At 61.3% G+C, this 17,220-nt stretch carries 17 protein-coding genes; 5 read left to right on the top strand and 12 right to left on the bottom strand.

Features of this window, described 5'->3' with window-relative positions; all coding sequences use genetic code 11:
• Positions 1 to 72: 72 nt before the first annotated feature.
• From Q0887_RS13180 to Q0887_RS13170, 3 genes are read left to right on the top strand one after another with little or no spacing between them, the layout of a single operon-like run.
• Complete coding sequence (locus Q0887_RS13180) at positions 73 to 1,317, top strand: CoA transferase (RefSeq protein WP_299196150.1); 1,245 nt, start codon at positions 73 to 75, stop codon at positions 1,315 to 1,317.
• A complete protein-coding gene (locus tag Q0887_RS13175; RefSeq protein WP_299196147.1) occupies positions 1,314 to 2,540 on the top strand; it encodes an acetyl-CoA C-acetyltransferase in 1,227 nt (408 codons plus the stop codon). The genes Q0887_RS13180 and Q0887_RS13175 overlap by 4 nt, the downstream gene beginning before the upstream one ends.
• Positions 2,537 to 3,391, top strand: coding sequence for a MaoC family dehydratase N-terminal domain-containing protein (locus tag Q0887_RS13170; protein WP_299196145.1), 855 nt, complete (start codon positions 2,537 to 2,539; stop codon positions 3,389 to 3,391). Before Q0887_RS13175 ends, Q0887_RS13170 begins: the two co-directional genes overlap by 4 nt.
• Here Q0887_RS13170 and ppk2 read toward each other — a convergent pair.
• On the bottom strand, positions 3,388 to 4,164 hold the full coding sequence (ppk2, locus tag Q0887_RS13165) for a polyphosphate kinase 2 (RefSeq protein ID WP_299196143.1): 777 nt from the start codon (positions 4,162 to 4,164) through the stop codon (positions 3,388 to 3,390). The two genes, Q0887_RS13170 and ppk2, sit on opposite strands and share 4 nt — an antisense overlap.
• Positions 4,165 to 4,220: 56 nt before the next feature.
• On the opposite strand from ppk2, the gene phhA reads away from it, so the two are divergent.
• On the top strand, positions 4,221 to 5,159 hold the full coding sequence (gene phhA, locus Q0887_RS13160) for a phenylalanine 4-monooxygenase (RefSeq protein ID WP_299196141.1): 939 nt from the start codon (positions 4,221 to 4,223) through the stop codon (positions 5,157 to 5,159).
• A gap of 3 nt (positions 5,160 to 5,162) precedes the next feature.
• Here the strand turns inward: phhA and Q0887_RS13155 are convergent, their stop codons facing one another.
• The 4 genes from Q0887_RS13155 to Q0887_RS13140 all read right to left on the bottom strand — a co-directional run bounded on the left by Q0887_RS13155 (position 5,163) and on the right by Q0887_RS13140 (position 10,683).
• The gene (locus Q0887_RS13155) at positions 5,163 to 5,420 is read right to left on the bottom strand and encodes a hypothetical protein (RefSeq protein WP_299196139.1); all 258 of its coding nucleotides are present in this window, start codon (positions 5,418 to 5,420) and stop codon (positions 5,163 to 5,165) included.
• An 88-nt stretch (positions 5,421 to 5,508) separates the two neighbouring features.
• Positions 5,509 to 6,366 carry an undecaprenyl-diphosphate phosphatase gene (locus Q0887_RS13150; protein WP_299196137.1) on the bottom strand — a complete coding sequence of 286 codons (858 nt, stop codon included), beginning with the start codon at positions 6,364 to 6,366 and terminating at the stop codon, positions 5,509 to 5,511.
• A 304-nt stretch (positions 6,367 to 6,670) separates the two neighbouring features.
• Positions 6,671 to 8,854, bottom strand: coding sequence for a M13 family metallopeptidase (locus Q0887_RS13145; RefSeq protein ID WP_299196135.1), 2,184 nt, complete (start codon positions 8,852 to 8,854; stop codon positions 6,671 to 6,673).
• Positions 8,855 to 8,955: 101 nt separating this feature from the next.
• Positions 8,956 to 10,683 (bottom strand): ABC transporter transmembrane domain-containing protein, encoded by a 1,728-nt coding sequence (locus Q0887_RS13140; RefSeq protein WP_299196765.1) that lies wholly within the window; start codon positions 10,681 to 10,683, stop codon positions 8,956 to 8,958.
• A 284-nt stretch (positions 10,684 to 10,967) separates the two neighbouring features.
• Here Q0887_RS13140 and phaZ point away from each other — a divergent pair, with 284 nt between their 5' ends.
• Positions 10,968 to 12,203, top strand: a complete 1,236-nt coding sequence (phaZ, locus tag Q0887_RS13135; RefSeq protein WP_299196762.1) for a polyhydroxyalkanoate depolymerase — start codon at positions 10,968 to 10,970, stop codon at positions 12,201 to 12,203.
• 23 nt (positions 12,204 to 12,226) lie between these two features.
• On the opposite strand, the gene Q0887_RS13130 is transcribed toward phaZ, so the two are convergent.
• The 7 genes from Q0887_RS13130 to Q0887_RS13100 all read right to left on the bottom strand — a co-directional run bounded on the left by Q0887_RS13130 (position 12,227) and on the right by Q0887_RS13100 (position 17,203).
• Positions 12,227 to 12,541 (bottom strand): hypothetical protein, encoded by a 315-nt coding sequence (locus Q0887_RS13130; RefSeq protein WP_299196133.1) that lies wholly within the window; start codon positions 12,539 to 12,541, stop codon positions 12,227 to 12,229.
• 86 nt (positions 12,542 to 12,627) lie between these two features.
• Complete coding sequence (locus Q0887_RS13125) at positions 12,628 to 13,239, bottom strand: DUF4126 domain-containing protein (RefSeq protein WP_299196131.1); 612 nt, start codon at positions 13,237 to 13,239, stop codon at positions 12,628 to 12,630.
• A gap of 28 nt (positions 13,240 to 13,267) precedes the next feature.
• Positions 13,268 to 13,531, bottom strand: coding sequence for a hypothetical protein (locus Q0887_RS13120; RefSeq protein ID WP_299196129.1), 264 nt, complete (start codon positions 13,529 to 13,531; stop codon positions 13,268 to 13,270).
• A gap of 163 nt (positions 13,532 to 13,694) precedes the next feature.
• Complete coding sequence (locus Q0887_RS13115; RefSeq protein ID WP_299196128.1) at positions 13,695 to 14,876, bottom strand: acetyl-CoA C-acyltransferase; 1,182 nt, start codon at positions 14,874 to 14,876, stop codon at positions 13,695 to 13,697.
• Positions 14,877 to 14,954: 78 nt separating this feature from the next.
• The gene (locus Q0887_RS13110) at positions 14,955 to 15,404 is read right to left on the bottom strand and encodes a MaoC family dehydratase (RefSeq protein WP_299196126.1); all 450 of its coding nucleotides are present in this window, start codon (positions 15,402 to 15,404) and stop codon (positions 14,955 to 14,957) included.
• 132 nt (positions 15,405 to 15,536) lie between these two features.
• Positions 15,537 to 16,955: a putative O-glycosylation ligase, exosortase A system-associated gene (locus tag Q0887_RS13105; RefSeq protein ID WP_299196124.1), complete on the bottom strand. Its 1,419-nt coding sequence runs from the start codon at positions 16,953 to 16,955 to the stop codon at positions 15,537 to 15,539.
• Positions 16,955 to 17,203: a hypothetical protein gene (locus tag Q0887_RS13100; protein ID WP_299196122.1), complete on the bottom strand. Its 249-nt coding sequence runs from the start codon at positions 17,201 to 17,203 to the stop codon at positions 16,955 to 16,957. Before Q0887_RS13100 ends, Q0887_RS13105 begins: the two co-directional genes overlap by 1 nt.
• Positions 17,204 to 17,220 lie beyond the last annotated feature (17 nt).

Here is a 17,220-nt window from a genome sequence, read left to right as displayed (position 1 = left end):
CGGGCGGGCGGTCGCCCTTGCGGTTCGCACGCGAACCGATTGACCGCACCCTCGGAATAAGGTCCAGATTTAATGTATCAACTTCTGAACGACCTCTCGATCATCGAGGTTTCCAGCTTTGTCGCCAGTCCCACGGCTGGGCTTTATTGCGCGCAGATGGGGGCCGAGGTGATCCGCGTCGATCACAAGGCGGGCGGACTGGATTACGACCGCTATATGCTGACCAAAGAGGGCCGCTCGCTCAGCTGGGAGAACCTCAATCGCGCCAAGAAATCGGTCGCGCTCGATCTTCGCAGCGGTGAGGGACGCGAGCTTGCCGTCGCGCTCGCGGCGAAGACCGGCAATTGCATCACCAATCTGCCCGAGAAGAGCTTCCTTTCGCATGACGCCATGAAAGCCGCCCAGCCAGCGGGTGCGCCGGACATGACCTCGGTGCGGATCATGGGCTGGCATGACGGGCGGCAGGCGATGGACTTCACCGTCAACGCCGCTGCTGGCTATCCGCTGATGACGGGGCCGGAGGAGTGGGACATGGAAACCGCCCCGCCGGTCAATCAGGTGCTGCCCGCATGGGATTTCATCACCGGAGCCTATTGCGCTTTCGCCATGCTCGCCGCTTTGCGCCAACGCGATGCGACCGGCGAGGGGAGCGAAGTGCGCGTGCCTTTGGGCGATGTCGCCATCGGGACGCTCGCCAATTCGGGCACCATGGCCGAAATGCTCTTTCGCGGCGGCGACCGCGAGCGGCTGGGCAATGCGATCTGGGGAGCCTTCGGGCGCGATTTCCGCACCAGCGACGGCGTGCGCTTCATGGTCGCCGCGCTTACACCCAAGCAATGGGCGGGGCTGGTCAAAGCCTTCGACGTTGCCGCTCCCATCAGCGCGCTGGAAGCCGAAACCGGCGAAGACTTCGCCTCCGGCGACCGCCCGCGTTTCGAGCATCGCCACGCGCTGTTCGATATCTTTCAGAAGGTCGCAGACGGCCTCGATTACGCGGCACTGTCCGCGCGCATGGCGGCTGAAGGCTGCACTTTCGAGAAATACCGCACCGCGCATGAGGCCGCGAATGACCCCGAGTTGGTACGCGACAACCCGCTATTCGGGCCCTCGCCTCCCAACCCGTCGGGCTTCGAATATCCCGCCACCCGCAGCTTCGCCAATCTTCCCGGCCGCGAGCCCGGCAATCCCGCGCCCGCGCCTTTTCTCGGCGAGCATTCCGAGGAAGTGCTGGCTGAGCGGCTTGGACTTTCGAGCGGAGCGATTGGTGCGCTTGTCGATGCAGGCACCGTGGCGCTTTCTGATAAGGACTCAAGATGACCAGACGAGCAGCCATTGTTTCGCCCCTCCGCACACCCGTGGGCAAATATCTCGGCGGGCTCTCCAGCCTCAATGCCGGAGAGCTGGGCGCGATCATTCTCAAGGCGCTGGTGGAACGCAGCGGCATCGACCCGGAACGCGTTGACGACGTGGTTTTCTCGCAAGGCTACGGAAACGCCGAAGCGCCTGCCATCGGGCATTGGAGCTGGCTTGCCGCTGGCCTCCCCCTCGAAGTGCCCGGCTATCAGCTCGACCGGCGCTGCGGCTCAGGCGTGCAGGCAGTCGCCAATGCGGCGATGATGGTCGAGACGGGCATGGCCGACGTCGTGGTCGCGGGCGGGTGCGAGAGCATGTCCAATGTTGAGCACTACACGCTCCAAGGGCGCGGCGGCGCGCGGATGGGCGATATTACCCTGCACGATCGCCTGTCACGCGGACGCTTGATGAGCCAGCCGATCGAACGCTTTGGCATCATCACCGGCATGATCGAGACGGCGGAAAACCTCGCCAAGGATTACGAAATCACCCGTGAGGAAGCCGACGAATTTGCGGTCCGCTCGCACAGCAATGCCGCCGCCGCATGGGAGCAGGGCAAATTTGCCGATCACCTTGTGCCGGTCGACGTGCCCCAACGCCGGGGCGATCCCGTGCGCTTCGATCACGACGAAGGCTACCGCGCCGATGCGTCGATGGAGAGCCTCGGACAGTTGCGCGCGATTGATGGCAAGCGCGATGCAGAGGCCATAGTCACCGCAGGCAATGCCAGCCAGCAGAACGATGCAGCGGCTGCCTGTCTGGTGGTGGCCGAGGACAAGCTCGACGAGCTGGGTCTGACGCCATCTTTGTGGTTCGGCGGCTGGGCGGCGGCGGGCTGCGATCCGTCGCGCATGGGGATTGGGCCGGTTCCTGCAGTGGAGCGCCTGTTCGAGCGGCGCGGCTATAGCTGGGACGATATTGGCCTCGTCGAGCTCAACGAAGCCTTTGCCCCGCAAGTTCTCGCCGTGCTGAAAGGCTGGGGCTGGAGCGCGGACGACTCGCGCCGCGAAATCCTCAACGTCAACGGATCAGGCATCTCGCTAGGCCATCCCATCGGCGCGACCGGAGGGCGCATTCTCGCTGACATGGCCGCCGAAATGCACCGGCGCGAAGTGCGCTATGGCCTTGAAACCATGTGCATCGGTGGCGGTCAGGGCATCGCGGCGGTGTTTGAGCGCGCCACATGAACTTCGACCCGTGGATCGGGCGCGAGCAGCGCGCGACTGACAGGCTTGACGAGGCGCTGGCGAAGCGCTGGCTCGCGACCTTCGACCTAGCCCACCGCGACCCGCTCCCCCAAGGGATCCACTTCGCGCTTTGCACTCCCGATGCACCCACCGGCGCGCTCGGAGAAGACGGACACCCAGCGCGCGATGACAGCGCCGAGAGCTTTTTGCCTCCCTTCCCCCAATTCGGATCTGGGCCAAGGCGCATGTGGGCCTCGAGCGCTATCGAGTTCCTTGCTCCGATCACCGTCGGCGCGGCGATCACCCGCACCAGCCGCGTCGTTTCGATCAGCGAAAAGGAAGGCGGCAGCGGCAAGCTTGCTTTCGTCAATGTCGAGCACGAAACCAGCGCTGACGGCGCGCTGGCGGTGCGCGAAGTGCAGACCCTGGTCTATCGCGATGCCGCCGCGCGCGACGCGCAGCTTAGCCCTCCTGAGCCGGGCCACGGCGCCTTCGATGCGACCGCATGGGACGCCACCCGCACACTCACCCCTGATCCGCGCCTGCTGTTTCGCTATTCGGCGCTGACCTTCAACACCCACCGCATCCATTACGACGCGCCCTATGCGCGCGAGGTCGAGCGCTATCGCGGGCTGGTCGTCCACGGCCCGCTGACCGCCAGTCTATTGCTCCAACTCGCCGCGCGCGAGCTGGGCGAAAACGCACTGAAGCGCTTCGAATTTCGCGGAGTGTCTCCTGCGATTGCGGGTGATGAGCTGCACCTTGCAATGCGCAAGAGCGGTGACGCCTACGAGCTCAGCGCCTTCGCCAGCGACGGCCGGCAAATCACCAAAGCGAGCGCCTCGCTCTAATCCGCCGAATAGTCGGCAATCGGTTCGATCACCGAAAAGCTCTCCGCCGAAAGCTCCCCATCAAAATCGGGAAAGTCGATCTCAGGCGGCTCGACATGCTGGTCCGGCAGCCGATCAAGCAGATCGCGGATCAGCGTCAGACGCCCGCGTTTCTGATCGTTGAAATCGACCAGCGTCCACGGCGCGTTGTCCGTGTGTGTCGCGCGCAACATCGCCTCGCGCGCATCGGTATAAGCGTCATATTTGTCGCGCGCGGCCAGATCGACCGGTGAGAGCTTCCAGCGCTTGAGCGGATCATCGAGCCGCTCGCGCAGGCGTTCCTCCTGTTCGTCTTGGTCGGTGGTGAGCCAGTATTTGAACAGAAAGATCCCGTCATCGGTCAGCTGCTTTTCGAAGATCGGAGCTTGTTCAAGGAAAGCCTCAGCCTGTTCCTCGCTGCAATAGCCCATCACCCGTTCGACCCCGGCGCGGTTGTACCAGCTGCGGTCGAACAGCACGATTTCGCCAGCATGAGGCAGATGCGCGGCGTAGCGCTGGAAATACCACTGGCTCTGTTCGTCCTCGCTCGGCTTGGAGAGCGCGACGGTGCGGCATTGGCGCGGGTTTAATCTGTCGCGCACAGCCCGGATCGCGCCGCCTTTGCCCGCCGTGTCGCGCCCTTCGAAAATCACTACGATCCGCGCACCCGTTACCCGCGCCCAGCGTGCCATGCCGACCAGTTCCTCGGTCATCGGCTCAAGCAATTCGCGGTATTCTTTCCCCTTCAGGCCCATCGGCAATCCCTCGTTTGCTCTTGTGTAACGCAAGCACTAGTATCAAATGATACATTATGGCTACTCTCGCAGAACCCGAAACCGACTTTACCCGCCTCCCCGAGCTTCCGGCGGACGTCTTCACCGCGCCGCTGGCCAAGCCGCCGCATCTGGGCGAGGACTGGCTGGAGCCTGCGCAAACCGATTATTCGTCTGACGAACACGCGATCTGGAACGATCTGTTTGCGCGCCAGATGGAAGTCCTGCCCGGACGCGCGGCAAGCGCCTTTATGGCAGGCCTCGACAAGCTGGACCTGTCGCGCGGCGGCATCCCCGAGTTTGGCACTCTGTCAGAGGAACTGGACAGACTGACCGGCTGGAGCGTCGTACCAGTGCCGATGCTGATCCCCGATCACGTGTTCTTCTGGCACCTCGCCAATCGCCGCTTCCCCGCAGGCAATTTCATCCGCACGCGCGAGACGTTCGACTACATTCAGGAGCCGGACGTCTTCCACGATGTCTTTGGCCATGTGCCGATGCTCACCGATCCGGTCTATGCCGATTACATGCAGGAATATGGCCGCGCCGGGTGGAAGGCGATGCGCTACAACCGCCTCAAATCACTGGGCGCGCTCTATTGGTACACGGTCGAGTTTGGTCTGATCGAGGAGGCCGAGGGCATTCGCGCCTATGGTGCGGGCATCCTGTCCGGGCCTACAGAAGCGAAATTCGCCGTCGAGGCCGACAGCCCCAACCGCATCATGCTCAATGTCGACCGCGTAATGCGCACCGATTACGTCATCAGCGATCTGCAGCCGACCTATTTCGTGATCGAGAGCTTCGAAGACCTCTACCGCCAGACGGTCGAGCGCGACTTTGACCGGCTCTATCGCAGTCTTGCGCCGGGTTTCACCTATGCAAATTCGGCGATCATCGACGTCGATAATGTGGTGAACCGGGGCAGCCAGGAATACCACCTGCGCGGAGGCAGAGGCTCAAACGCGGATCCGGTCTAGCGGTTAAACATCCGCGTTACGGCGGGCGATCACGTGGTAGATCGCCAGCACTGCAGCGTCGGCAGCCACCGCCGCGCCAAGCGCGATAAGGCTCAACCCCCCCAGAAACGTGCCTGAATTGGTGACCAGTCCGGCCACAGTAGAAGCCAGCACTCCGGCCGCCATCTGGCGCAGGATCGAACCTGGGTCTTCGGTGCGCATGATAATCGAGGCAAGCCATCCCATGCTCGCACCGATCACAATCAACAAAAGCAATGCCATGATATTTTCGGTCCCGTCCGCCCTAGCCTGTTGGAATTGGAACCCTTCACTTACCGAATTGGTTCCAACCGAGATTACGCTGCCACTCCTAGAACAGGTAAAGCAGCGCGCAGCCCATTGCGATCCTGTATAGCACGAACACCATCATCGATGCGCGTTTGAGGAAATTCATGAGGAACGCCATGGTCGCAAAGGCCGCGGCAAAGGTCATCGCGCCTGTGATGACCGCTTCCATCAACAGCGAGCTGTCCGCTTCTAGCAAGTCAGGCACGATCAACACGCCCGCGCCTGCGACCGCAGGGATCGAGAGCAGGAAGGAAAAGCGCGCCGCCTCGAAACGGCCAAAGCCAAGGAAGCGCGCAGCTGTCATGGTGACGCCCGAACGGCTGGTTCCGGGGATCAACGCCAGCGCCTGCGCAAGCCCTACGATCAAGCCGTCGCGCCATGTCATTTGCTCGAACGTCTTATCATCGCGCCCGAAATGATCGGCGAGGCCGAGGAGAATGCCGTAGCCGATAAGATTGACCGCGATCAGATCGGTGAAGCGGATTGAGGCGAGCAGATCGTCCTCGATGATCGGAATGCCGAACGTGCTTTCGACAAAGCCGTTGAGCATCCCCGTCTTGATCGCGAGGCCGAAGATCACCGCAGGGATTGTGCCGAGCACGATCCACCACGCGAGCTTACGCCATTCGCGCGTTTCGGGATCATCCGCGCCAATGCCGACCGTGGCGAGTCCCCCGCGTGCGAGGCCCCACACATCCTTGAAGAAATAGACCATGATCGCGAGCAGCGAGCCGACATGGACCGCAATGTCGATCATCGGCCCCTGATCTTCAAAGCCGGTGAAGACCGACACCAGAATCAGGTGGCCGGATGAAGAGATCGGCAGGAACTCAGTGATCCCCTGCACCACCGCGATGATGAGCATCTGTAGGAAAGTCATAAATTTTGCCTTGGCACCATGAGGTGCCGAGGCAAAGTCTTTTTGTTTGCGCCCTCAAACGCCGGGCGCGGGCCGTTCGGCCCGCTTGGCTTCGCCGCAGGAGCGGCGGCGCGCGGTCGCGCGCTGGCTCGCCTCCGGCTCGCGGCCATTCCAATTCAGATGGGTCCAAGAACCTTGGTCACGGCAGTCAGAGCGCGACTGCGCGGCCCGCAGCGGGTGCGGCTTGCCGCACGTCTAGCGAGGATGTGCCCCCGGATGGGGGCACACAAACAAATCCCTGCGGAACCCTGGTCCCTACTTCAACCTACCAGATCCGCACGCGCTCCTCGGGCGGCAGATACAGCGCGTCGTCCTCGGTGACGCCAAACGCCTCGTACCAGGCATCGATGTGACGCACGGCGTTGTTAAGGCGGAATTCGCCCGGAGGGTGGTTCGCGGTCATCACGCGGTTGCGCAGGCTCGCCTCACGCTCCATTCCGCGCCAGATCTGCGCAAAGCCAAGGAAGAAGCGCTGGTCGCCGGTCAGCCCGTCGATCACCGGAGCTTCTTCGCCATTCAGGCTCATCCGGTAGGCACGGTAAGCCATTTGCAGGCCAACCACATCGCCGAGCGTTTCGCCCATCGACTGGCCTGCACGCAGGCATTCAGGGCCGTTCGAACCCTCGACCGGGCAGAATGCCTCGATAAAAGCGCCCATCTGGTCGGTGAACTGGACGAAGCCTTCGCGGTCTTCGTCCTGCCACCAATTGCGCAAGGTTCCGGTGGAATCGAATTGCGAGCCTTGGTCGTCATAACCATGGCCGATCTCGTGCCCAATCACCGCGCCGATACCGCCATAATTGACCGCCGGGTCCGCGCTGCCGTTAAAGAATGGCGGCTGGAGGATCGCAGCGGGGAAGACGATGCGGTTGGTGAGCGGCGAATAATAGGCATTCACCGTCTGCGGGAACATACCCCACTCGGTCGGATCGACTTCTGTGCCGAGCCGCAAGCGGTTGTCCTCATCGTTCCATGCAATCGTCGACATGCGGTTGCCGAGCGGATCGTCGGCGCTGATTTCGAGCCCGTCATAGGTCTCGAACTCGTCCGGATAGCCGATCATCGGCACAAAGCCTTCCAGCTTGGTGCGCGCCTCGGCGATGGTCGCTTCGGTCATCCATTCGTTTTCGTCGAGCGCGGCGTTCATTGCGCGGGTAAGATTGGCCACCAGCTCGTCCATCCGCGCCTTGTTTTCGGGCGGGAAGTACCGCTCGACATAAAGTGCGCCGAGTTGCTCGCCAATCGCGCCTTCGACCGCATTGATCGCGCGCTTCCAGCGCTCTTGCTGCTCTTCGCGCCCGCTGATTGTGCGACCATAGAATTCGAAGGTCGCATCATCGAGATCGCTCGAAAGCACCGCGGCGTTATCTGAAAGGAAACTCTTGGCCATATAGGCTTTGAGCGTCGAAAGCGGCGTATTGTTCAGCAGCTCCATCATCGCCGGCAGGCCGCCGCCGATCATCTCGATCTGTTCCGCCGTCAGGCCCGCTTCCTCGATTTCCTCCGGCGTTGGAGGCAGCTGGGCGGCGAGATAGCGCTCTTGCCCACCAAGCTGCGAAGAGGCCAGCACGGCAGCAATCGGGAAATCGCCAGCCAGCTCGTTCAGATCGTCGGGGCTGAGTTCGTTATAGGTGAGCGTCGGGCGTCGGAAAATCTGGCGCGCCCATTCCAGCTCAGCGACCTGGCGTTCGAAGGCATAGACTGCTTCGGCAGCGCCCTCGGCATCTTCATAGCCCGCAGCGCCCAGCACGGCCGCAAGATAGGCCTTGTACTTGGTGCGGATCTCGATGTTGCTGTCGCTATCGACGAGGTAATAATCGCGGTCGGGCAGGCCCATCCCGTCAAAGCCGATGGTGACTGCATAGTCGGTCGGGTTGCGCGCATCGATGGTGACGCCTGCGCTGACCAAAGCGGGATAGCCCGGCTTGCCGAACAGACCGGCAAGCGCTTCAAGATCGGCTGCGCCATAGATTTCCTGCAAAAAAGGCTGCGCCGGAGCGAGGCCGCTCGCATTGATCGCATCGACATCCATGTAGGAATTGTAGGCATCGACGATCCGGCGCGCCTGTGTGCCCTCGGCAGGGTTGGAGGCGACCAGAGTTTCAACCAATGTGCGCACATCGCGGGTCGCGCCTTCGCGCAACATGTCGAACGCGCCAAAACGCTGGCGGTCGGCAGGGATTTCGTTGGCGGCGATCCACTTGCCATTGGCATAGGCGTTGAAGTCATCGCCCGGATCGAGGTCCTGATTGATAGAATCGAGCCCGACGCCCCAAGTGCCGAAATCCATAGTCGGCGTGGTGTTCTCAAGCTCTTCTTCGAGATCGTCATGCGCTTCGAGCAATTCGATCGGTTCGCCCGGAATGCCGTGGCTTTCATTGGCCAAAGCGGCTCCGGTGAGTGCGAGCGCGGCGGTGCCGGCCAGCAAGGCTGTCGTAATGCGGATCATAGATGCGAGTCCCCGTTTCTCAGTTAATTTCGTGATGCTGACTTAGCGCGCGCCAAACCGCAAGGTTGCCGCTGGTCGGGACGGCAAGGCGCTTGGTCGAATTACGCGGCTTCGGCAGCGAATTGCAGCGTCGCAAGCCGCGCATAGAGCCCGCCTGCCGCGCTCAGCTCCGCATGCGTGCCTTGCTCGACCACTTCGCCGCCATCGAGCACGATGATCCGGTCCGCCGCGCGCACAGTGGCAAGGCGGTGGGCGATCACCAAAGTGGTGCGCTCTTTCATCAACCCATCGAGCGCTTGCTGGACCAGTTGCTCGCTTTCAGCATCCAGCGCGCTGGTGGCTTCATCAAGCAGCAGGATCGGAGAATCGCGCAGCAATGCGCGGGCAATCGCTACGCGCTGGCGCTGGCCGCCCGACAATTGCGTGCCGCCTTCGCCAAGATATGTGTCGAGGCCTGCTGGCAATTCGCGCAGGAACCGCTCCGCATTGGCCGCCGTCGCCGCTTCCCAGATCGCCTCGTCGCTCGCGTCCCACCTGCCATAGCGCAGATTGTCGCGCGCATTGGCGCTGAACAGTACTCCGTCCTGAGGCACAAAGGCGATGCGGTCGCGGATTTCAGCGGGGTCGGCTTTGGTCAGGGCAATACCGTCGAGGCGGATCGTGCCCACTTGCGGGTCATAAAACCGCTCGACCAGTTGGAAGATCGTCGACTTGCCCGCACCCGAAGGCCCGACAATCGCAACCGTCTCGCCCGGCTCGATCTCAAGGCTGAAATCTTTCAGCGCAGGCGTTTCGGGCCTTGCGGGATAGCGGAACGTGACATTGCGGAACGAGAGTGAACCGCGCGGCGGCTCGGGCAGTTTCTCGGGCCGTTCGGGCGGCGCAATGCTCGGCTTCGCCTCCAGCAATTCCGCCAGCCGGGATGCCGCCCCTGCGCCGCGCAAGAGATCGCCGTAAACCTCGGTCAGCGCGCCGAATGCGCCTGCCACGATCATCGAGCCGACAAGGAATGCCATCAAGGTTCCCGATGTCATCGCGTCAGCCGCGACCGCTTCCGCACCGCGCCAAAGCATCAACACGATACCGCCGAAAATCCCGAAAATGACAATCGAGGTCATTACAGCCCGCAGGATGATCCGCTTGCGCGCGGTGTTGAACGTGCGCTCCACCGCATCGCCGAAACGATCGGCTTCGCGCGGCTGCTGGCCAAAGCTCTGGACCACTTTCATGGCCGAAAGCACTTCTGTGACCATCGCGCCAACATCCGCAACACGGTCCTGGCTGTCGCGCGAGATCGTGCGGATCCGGCGGCCAAAGAACATGATCGGCAAGACCGTCATCGGAATGCCGACAGCAAGCCAGATCGTAAAGCCGGGCAGCAGGTAGAAGAGGTAAATCGTTCCGCCGATGCCGAGAAAGACGTTGCGCAAGGCGACCGATACCGTGGTGCCCACCACCGTTTCGATAATCGCCGTATCCGACGTCATCCGGCTGGAAATTTCCTTGGGTGAATTGTCCTCGTAAAAGGCGGGCGAAAGCCTGAGCAGGTTGCGGTGAACCTTGCGGCGGATATCGGCGACCACGCGCTCGCCGATCCAGCTGACGAAGTAGAACCGCGCTGCTGTGCCCAAAGCGATGACGACAACAATCAGCCCAAGATAACGGAACCATCGCGCGATTTCACCGGCGCCCTCGACCGCGCCGAACCCGCGATCGACGATCAGCTGGACAGCGGCAGGGATGGCAAGTGTGCCCGCAGCAGTGACTGTCAGAGCGATCAAGGCAAAGATTATCTGTGCCGGATATTTGGCGGCCTCGCGATAGATCATGCGAAGCGGCGCAAGTGAGCGCGGCTTCTTGCCAGCCTCGACCTCGGCCTCGCTATCTTCGGTCACAATGTCGCTTGTTTCGGTAGTTTTGCCGTCCATAGCGCCCGATCTAGTCAGAGCGCGCACAAATATCACGCGCAAAAGCGCAGATTATCGCCCCGCATTGGGAATGAGCCGGGTTTTGTGCATTGCACAATGGTCTGCGAGAGGCCATCTAGCAGTCAATCAAACATGTTCGCGCCGCGCCTGTGGGGAGGCTTTGCGCAACTCTTTACGGGGCAATGATGCTTTACCAAGCTTATGAGCTGCAACGCAGCTGGATGAATTCCGTGAGCGCGATCGCTTCGATCAGTTCAGAGATGCTCGCACACCCCGCCAATCCGCTGGGCAAAGTTGGCTTCGGCCCGATGGCTGCCAACGCGCTTGACGTGTTCGCCCATGCCACCGCGCATTATGGCAAGCCCGCTTTCGACATCAACGAGGTCGAGGTGGATGGCAGAACCTATCCCGTGATCGAGGCGACGGTGATCAACCGCGCTTTCGGCGATCTCAAACGCTTCCGCCTCGACGGGATAGATGACAAGCGGCCCAAATTGCTGATCGTTGCTCCCATGAGCGGGCATTATGCGACCCTGCTGCGCGGCACGGTCGAGCGGATGCTGCAAAGCTTTGAGGTCTACATCACCGACTGGGCCGATGCGAAGCTGGTGCCGGTGTCGGAAGGCGACTTCAACCTCGACACCTATATCGACTACCTCATCGAATTCCTCGAATATATCGAGTCGCTGGAACCCGGCCAGCGCCCGCATATGCTCGCCGTATGCCAGCCCTCGGTCCCGGCCTTTGCCGCGACCGCGCTGCTCAATCAGCACAATTCTCCGGCTGCGCCCGCCACGCTGACCATGATGGGCGGGCCGATTGATACGCGCGAAAGCCCGACCACGGTCAACAATCACGCGATGAACCGCCCGATCGAATGGTTCCGCCAGAGCGTAATTGCCACCGTTCCGATCAATTATCGCGGCGCCGGGCGGCGGGTCTATCCCGGCTTCATGCAGCTATCAGCGTTCATGAGCATGAACCTGCAAAGCCACATGATGAGCCATTACGAGATGTTCAAACACCTCACCGCTGGCGATGAGGAAAGCGCAGATGCGACAAAGGCGTTTTACGACGAATATCGCGCCGTGTGCGACATGACGGCGGAGTTCTACCTCCAGACGGTCGAGGAAGTGTTCCAGAAACACTCGATCCCGCGCGGCACGTTTGAACACAAGGGCGAAGTGGTCGACCTCACTCAGATCACCGACACCGCCTTGCTCGCCATCGAAGGCGAACGCGACGACATTTCAGGCCTCGGCCAGACCAAAGCCGCGCTCGACCTCGCAAGCGGGCTCTCCGAAGACAAGAAGCGCTACTACATGGCCGAAGGCGCCGGGCATTACGGCATCTTCAACGGGAGCAGGTGGCGGACCAAGGTCGCACCGGTGGTTGAGGAATTTGTGGCGGCGCATTCTTAAAGCTCGGCGCCGGCATTAGTCGCTCAATCGAGAGGCGGGAACTCCTCGAATTGCTTTACGACAAATCCAATGCAACTTGGGCCACACTCTTCGAGGCCATCTACGTATACAGGGTTGCCGGTATAGGTAATATGGACGTAGTTTGTCCGCTCACTCAAATCGTAAATTTGATCGAAATCCGACCCGATCTTGACGCTCAACTTGCAGCCGTCACGCTTTCGAAAAACCTCGCTCTTGGAATGGCCTGTCGCATCAGAAGTTTTGAATGATCCAGCAATGATCTGCTCACCACATGCCTCAATCCTGACCTCTTGGCCGTTGAACTGGTAAAGGCTCACCATAACTTCTTCCGGGTGCCTCACTTCTCCCGCTCGTTCGCAGGATGCTAAGACAACAACTGTAAGAAGAACCGAATTTCTCAAATTCATCCTAGGTCTCCGCTACCTGTCCCCCTAAGCGCCGCGCGGATACTCCCAAGCACGCGCCACGCTAACCATAGCAGCACAATCACCAGAACCAGCAGCACAACCGCAATTCCCGCTGCGATTGTCGGGTATTCGTAGGCTGCCCAAAGCAGGCCGACGGTCGCGACATCCTCTACGCTCGATGTGACCGCGTTCGAAACCGGCTCCGGCGAAGTGTTGGCCACGGCGCGCGCGCTGGCCTTGCCGCCATGCGCGAGGAAGCTCGCTCCGCCGCCCAGCATAAAGGCGATCACCTGCATCGCCGGGTCCGACGGATCAACGATAGCCAGCGCCAGCAGCGCGCCGCCGACGGGCCGGATGAAGGTGTGAATGCTGTCCCAGATGCTGTCGAGCCACATCACCTTATCGGCAAAGAACTCCGCCAGAGCGCCGACAGCTGCGATGCCCATCACCCACGGATTTTCGAGCACGCCAAGGCTCGCCAGATGTTCGGGCACCGGCAACGCGTCGAGCCGCATCGCAAGGCCGGTTGCAAAGATGCACAGATAGAGCCGCCAGCCCGAAAGCAGGCTGACGCTCCCAGCGATCCCGATGATTTCCATTATGCCCATGGGGTAGGAGAATGCTCCCAAGCCGCCGCTACGGCAAGCTTTTGGGCTCTGTGGTGCGCAATTTCAGGACAAATCCGAAGGCCAGCCGGTAGAACAGGTAAAGCCCGCAAGCGATCGCAACCGGGATCAAAACCGAGCTAAAGATCAGTCCGCCGCCCCAGAACAGTCGGTCCCACAGCGGGCCGGTCGCCAGCAAATGCGCCGCAACCGCGCTGGCAATGCCTAGAGTATCCGCGAGCAAGGCGGGTAGATTGAGCCTTGCAAGCCCCTTTGCCACAAGCCATGCAATCACACACACGCTCATGTGACTGACCGCCGTGAAGGCAAACCAGGCGCCCGGAGCCTGCGCAAAAGCAGACCCCGGGCGTGAGATGTGATCCCAGTAATCAAGCGTACTCACAAGGGTCAGGATCGCGAAAAGCCAGACCCAATGGGAGCGGAGCGCGGTTTGCAAATCAGAAGACCTCGAACAGCCCCGCTGCGCCCATGCCGCCGCCGACGCACATAGTCACGACGACGTATTTGGCGCCGCGGCGCTTGCCTTCGATCAGCGCGTGGCCGGTGCAGCGTGCGCCGGTCATGCCGTAAGGGTGGCCGATCGAGATCGAGCCGCCATTGACGTTGAGGATATCGTTATCGATGCCCAGACGGTCGCGGCAGTAAAGCACCTGCACCGCAAACGCTTCGTTCAGTTCCCACAGGCCGATATCGTCCATGGTGAGGCCGGTCTGCTTGAGCAGTTTCGGAATCGCGAAGACCGGGCCGATGCCCATTTCGTCAGGTTCAGTGCCCGCGACTGCCATGCCGACATAGCGGCCGAGCGGCTGGAGGCCCTTTTGCTCGGCGAGCTTGGCTTCCATCAGCACGCTGGCCGACGAACCGTCCGAAAGCTGCGAGGCGTTACCGGCCGTGATGACCTTGTCCGGACCCATTACCGGATTGAGCGAGGCCAGCCCTTCGAGCGTGGTCGAAGGGCGGTTGCCTTCATCCTTGGTGATTGTGACTTCCTGGCTCGAAACTTCGCCGGTTGCCTTGTCCTTGACCATCATAGTGGTGGTCACAGGAACGATTTCGGCATCGAAATGGCCGGCCTCTTGCCCCGCGGCAGTGCGCATTTGCGATTGCAGCGCATATTCGTCCTGCGCTTCGCGGCTGACGCCGTAACGCGCGGCCACCGTCTCTGCGGTGCCGAGCATCGGCATGTAGACGTCCTTGTGCATCTCGATCAGCGACCGGTCAGGCGCGACGCGCATTTCCGGCGTTTGGACCATCGAGATCGAATCCTGACCGCCGCCGACGACGATATCCATATTGTCGACAATGATCTGCTTGGCTGCAGTCGCAATCGCCATCAGGCCCGAAGAGCACTGACGGTCAATCGTCTGCGCAGCAACGCTCACCGGAGCGCCGCCGCGAAGCGCGACCTGGCGGCCGATATTGCCTGCCTGCGTGCCTTGCGTGAGGACCGCGCCCCAGACAACATCGTCGATCTCGCCCGCGTCGATGCCCGAACGCTCAACCGCTGCGGCGAAGGAATAGGAGCCGAGCGTCGCGCCCGGAGTGGCGTTGAAGCCGCCTTTATAAGCCCGGCCAATCGGCGTGCGGGCGGTGGAAACGATGACTGCGTCACGTGACATGAGAGGTGTCCTTTAGAATGTTAAACGGTCCATCCCCCGGGGAGGGCGAAAATGGCGTTTTGTGTATGTCGAGCGCGCTCAGACGAAGAACTGGGTGATCCACTCGCAGATCAAAGCGGGCTTCTCCTCGCCTTCGATCTCGATCGTGATCTCGGCAGTTTGCTGCCATTGGCCGGGGCGCTTTTCGATCATTTCGACGAGTTTCCAGTGGCCGCGAATGCGCTTGCCAACGCGGACCGGGTTGATGAAGCGGGTTTTGTTGCCGCCATAATTCACGCCCATCTTGACGTTATCCATCTTGGGCATGTCGCTGTTGGCGGAAAGGTAGGGGATCATCGAGAGGGTCATAAACCCATGCACGATGGTGCCACCAAACGGCGTCATCTTGGCAGCTTCTTCGTTGATGTGAATGAACTGATGGTCGCCTGTCGCATCCGCGAACATGTTGACCTTCTCCTGAGGCATCTCAACCCATTCACTGGTGCCGATATTCTCGCCGACTTTTGCGGCCAATTCCTGCGGGGTCATAATGTTCTCCCTATAACAATACGCCGCTGGAAATTCCGTCAGGAACGGCGCTTCTTGGGGAGCTACATGGCCTATGAAACGGGGTGATGCAATGTGCGCAGCGGCCAATCGTAGGGCGCGGGCGGCCTGCCGTTACGGCACCGCCAGCCTTGCGCGTGCCTGTGCGGCGGCACGTTGGCGCTCCGCCCGCCGCTCTGATGGAGAAGGTTCGGTAGTTTCGACTTCATCCTCGCGGGTCGATTCGATCCGGATGGTATAGGAGTTGAGCCCGATTTGCAGGCCGACAATCATCAGCATCACTGGCTGATAGGCGATCCCCTGAAACGTCGCGCCGACCAGATAGACCAGGCTTGCCATCTGCAGCGCTGCGGCGAGCGGCGCGATCCATTCGGTCGCTTCGTCGCGGCTGCGATCACCCACACGCCATTTGCGATAGATCCGCTCCATCTGCCACACGCCCAGCCCGTGCAGCAGCAGCCACATGGCAAGGCCGGGATAGCCCTGCTCGCCCAGAACCTCAAAGAAGGATGAGTGGAACGCGCGCGCTTCGTCCGTGACTTCGCGGTACTCGACGCTGACCGTATTGCCGACCTCCTGCCGCACCGGCATGCGATAGGTGAAGCTGTTCGCGCGGTATGCATCGAAGCCTCCGCCAAACGGCCTTTCCGCGGCGTAGTCCATGGTCCACTCCCACACCGCGATCCGGGTGGAGGCGCTTTCGTCGCCGCCCGGCTGGGTCAGGGTTGCCATCCGTTCGTAATAGCTCGCCGGAAGGAACGGCAAAGCGGTCAGCCCCATGACACCCGCTGCGGCGATGAAGACTAGCCGGCGCTTTGTGTAACGCAGCAGTAGCACGCCGAGCGCCGCAATGCAGAGCAGGCCCGTGCGCGCTTCGGTGCCTACCGGGATCAGCAGGCTGGCAAAGATCAGCGCGCCTGCAAACACGCTCACCGTCCAATGCGGGCGGTAGACCGTGCCATATTTGGTGAACCACGCGATTACCGGGATCAGCGCGATAGCAACGGTGGCAAGCGTCGAACTTTCGTAAATGCCGCTATTGTCTTTGACGAAGAATTTGAGGTTCTCGTAGCCCCCGCCGCCCAGCACGGTCTTCATCCCCGTCCCGATAACAATCGTCGCCACAGCGACCACCAGTACCAGCGCGAGCGCTTCTATCCGAAGCCGGGTTGTGATGGTAAGCGGCAGGAAGATTGCGAATAGAAACGCCTTCCAAACCCAGTCCCACTTAGTCGCGGCAGCCTCGGGGAATTCGGCTCCTTGAAGCGTCCACCAGCAATAGATCAGCAATCCAAGTATAAGGAACTGGCGTAGCGAGAAACGCGCGCCCTCCTTGCGATCAAGGATCAGCCAGCCACCGAAAGCGGCAGCAAAGGCGATCAGCGAGATCTGCAATTCCTGAATGATGCCATAGCCGATCCGCTGGGGAGCCAGAATGTCAATATAGACATAGAGCAGCACCCACAGGAACGGTCGGCGCAGGCCCAGCAGCAGGATAAATCCGATAAAGGCGATGAAGACGAGGTCGAGCATCAGACTGCGCTCTCATCATCAGAACCACGCTGGCGGCGACGGGCATTGCGGCCCGCAACGCTGGCGGCCTCGCGTTCGGCATCCAGCTTGTCGGCATAGGCCTGAATCTCGGGATCGACATCCAGATCCTCGCGCATCACCAGCCGCAGAAATGCGACAGCGAGCAGCGCGTGCCCGATAGCAAGGGAGAGATAGTCGATCATGTCATCGCCGCCATAGGGCAACGCGGTTGACGGCCCGTTAAGCACATTGCGCTTATGTGAAA

The organism is uncultured Erythrobacter sp., from assembly GCF_947492365.1.
In the GTDB taxonomy this organism is placed as follows: Bacteria; Pseudomonadota; Alphaproteobacteria; order Sphingomonadales; family Sphingomonadaceae; genus Erythrobacter.
This window is presented reverse-complemented; position numbering and strand designations above follow the sequence as displayed.

Bases quoted from the DNA above. Each gene is read 5' to 3' on its own strand.
- Q0887_RS13180 (WP_299196150.1), top strand. From the start codon at position 73: ATGTATCAACTTCTGAACGACCTCTCGATCATCGAGGTTTCCAGCTTT.
- Q0887_RS13175 (WP_299196147.1), top strand. From the start codon at position 1,314: ATGACCAGACGAGCAGCCATTGTTTCGCCCCTCCGCACACCCGTGGGC.
- Q0887_RS13170 (WP_299196145.1), top strand. From the start codon at position 2,537: ATGAACTTCGACCCGTGGATCGGGCGCGAGCAGCGCGCGACTGACAGG.
- ppk2 (WP_299196143.1), bottom strand. From the start codon at position 4,164: ATGGGCCTGAAGGGGAAAGAATACCGCGAATTGCTTGAGCCGATGACC.
- phhA (WP_299196141.1), top strand. From the start codon at position 4,221: ATGGCTACTCTCGCAGAACCCGAAACCGACTTTACCCGCCTCCCCGAG.
- Q0887_RS13155 (WP_299196139.1), bottom strand. From the start codon at position 5,420: ATGGCATTGCTTTTGTTGATTGTGATCGGTGCGAGCATGGGATGGCTT.
- Q0887_RS13150 (WP_299196137.1), bottom strand. From the start codon at position 6,366: ATGACTTTCCTACAGATGCTCATCATCGCGGTGGTGCAGGGGATCACT.
- Q0887_RS13145 (WP_299196135.1), bottom strand. From the start codon at position 8,854: ATGATCCGCATTACGACAGCCTTGCTGGCCGGCACCGCCGCGCTCGCA.
- Q0887_RS13140 (WP_299196765.1), bottom strand. From the start codon at position 10,683: ATGATCTATCGCGAGGCCGCCAAATATCCGGCACAGATAATCTTTGCC.
- phaZ (WP_299196762.1), top strand. From the start codon at position 10,968: ATGCTTTACCAAGCTTATGAGCTGCAACGCAGCTGGATGAATTCCGTG.
- Q0887_RS13125 (WP_299196131.1), bottom strand. From the start codon at position 13,239: ATGGGCATAATGGAAATCATCGGGATCGCTGGGAGCGTCAGCCTGCTT.
- Q0887_RS13115 (WP_299196128.1), bottom strand. From the start codon at position 14,876: ATGTCACGTGACGCAGTCATCGTTTCCACCGCCCGCACGCCGATTGGC.
- Q0887_RS13110 (WP_299196126.1), bottom strand. From the start codon at position 15,404: ATGACCCCGCAGGAATTGGCCGCAAAAGTCGGCGAGAATATCGGCACC.
- Q0887_RS13105 (WP_299196124.1), bottom strand. From the start codon at position 16,955: ATGCTCGACCTCGTCTTCATCGCCTTTATCGGATTTATCCTGCTGCTG.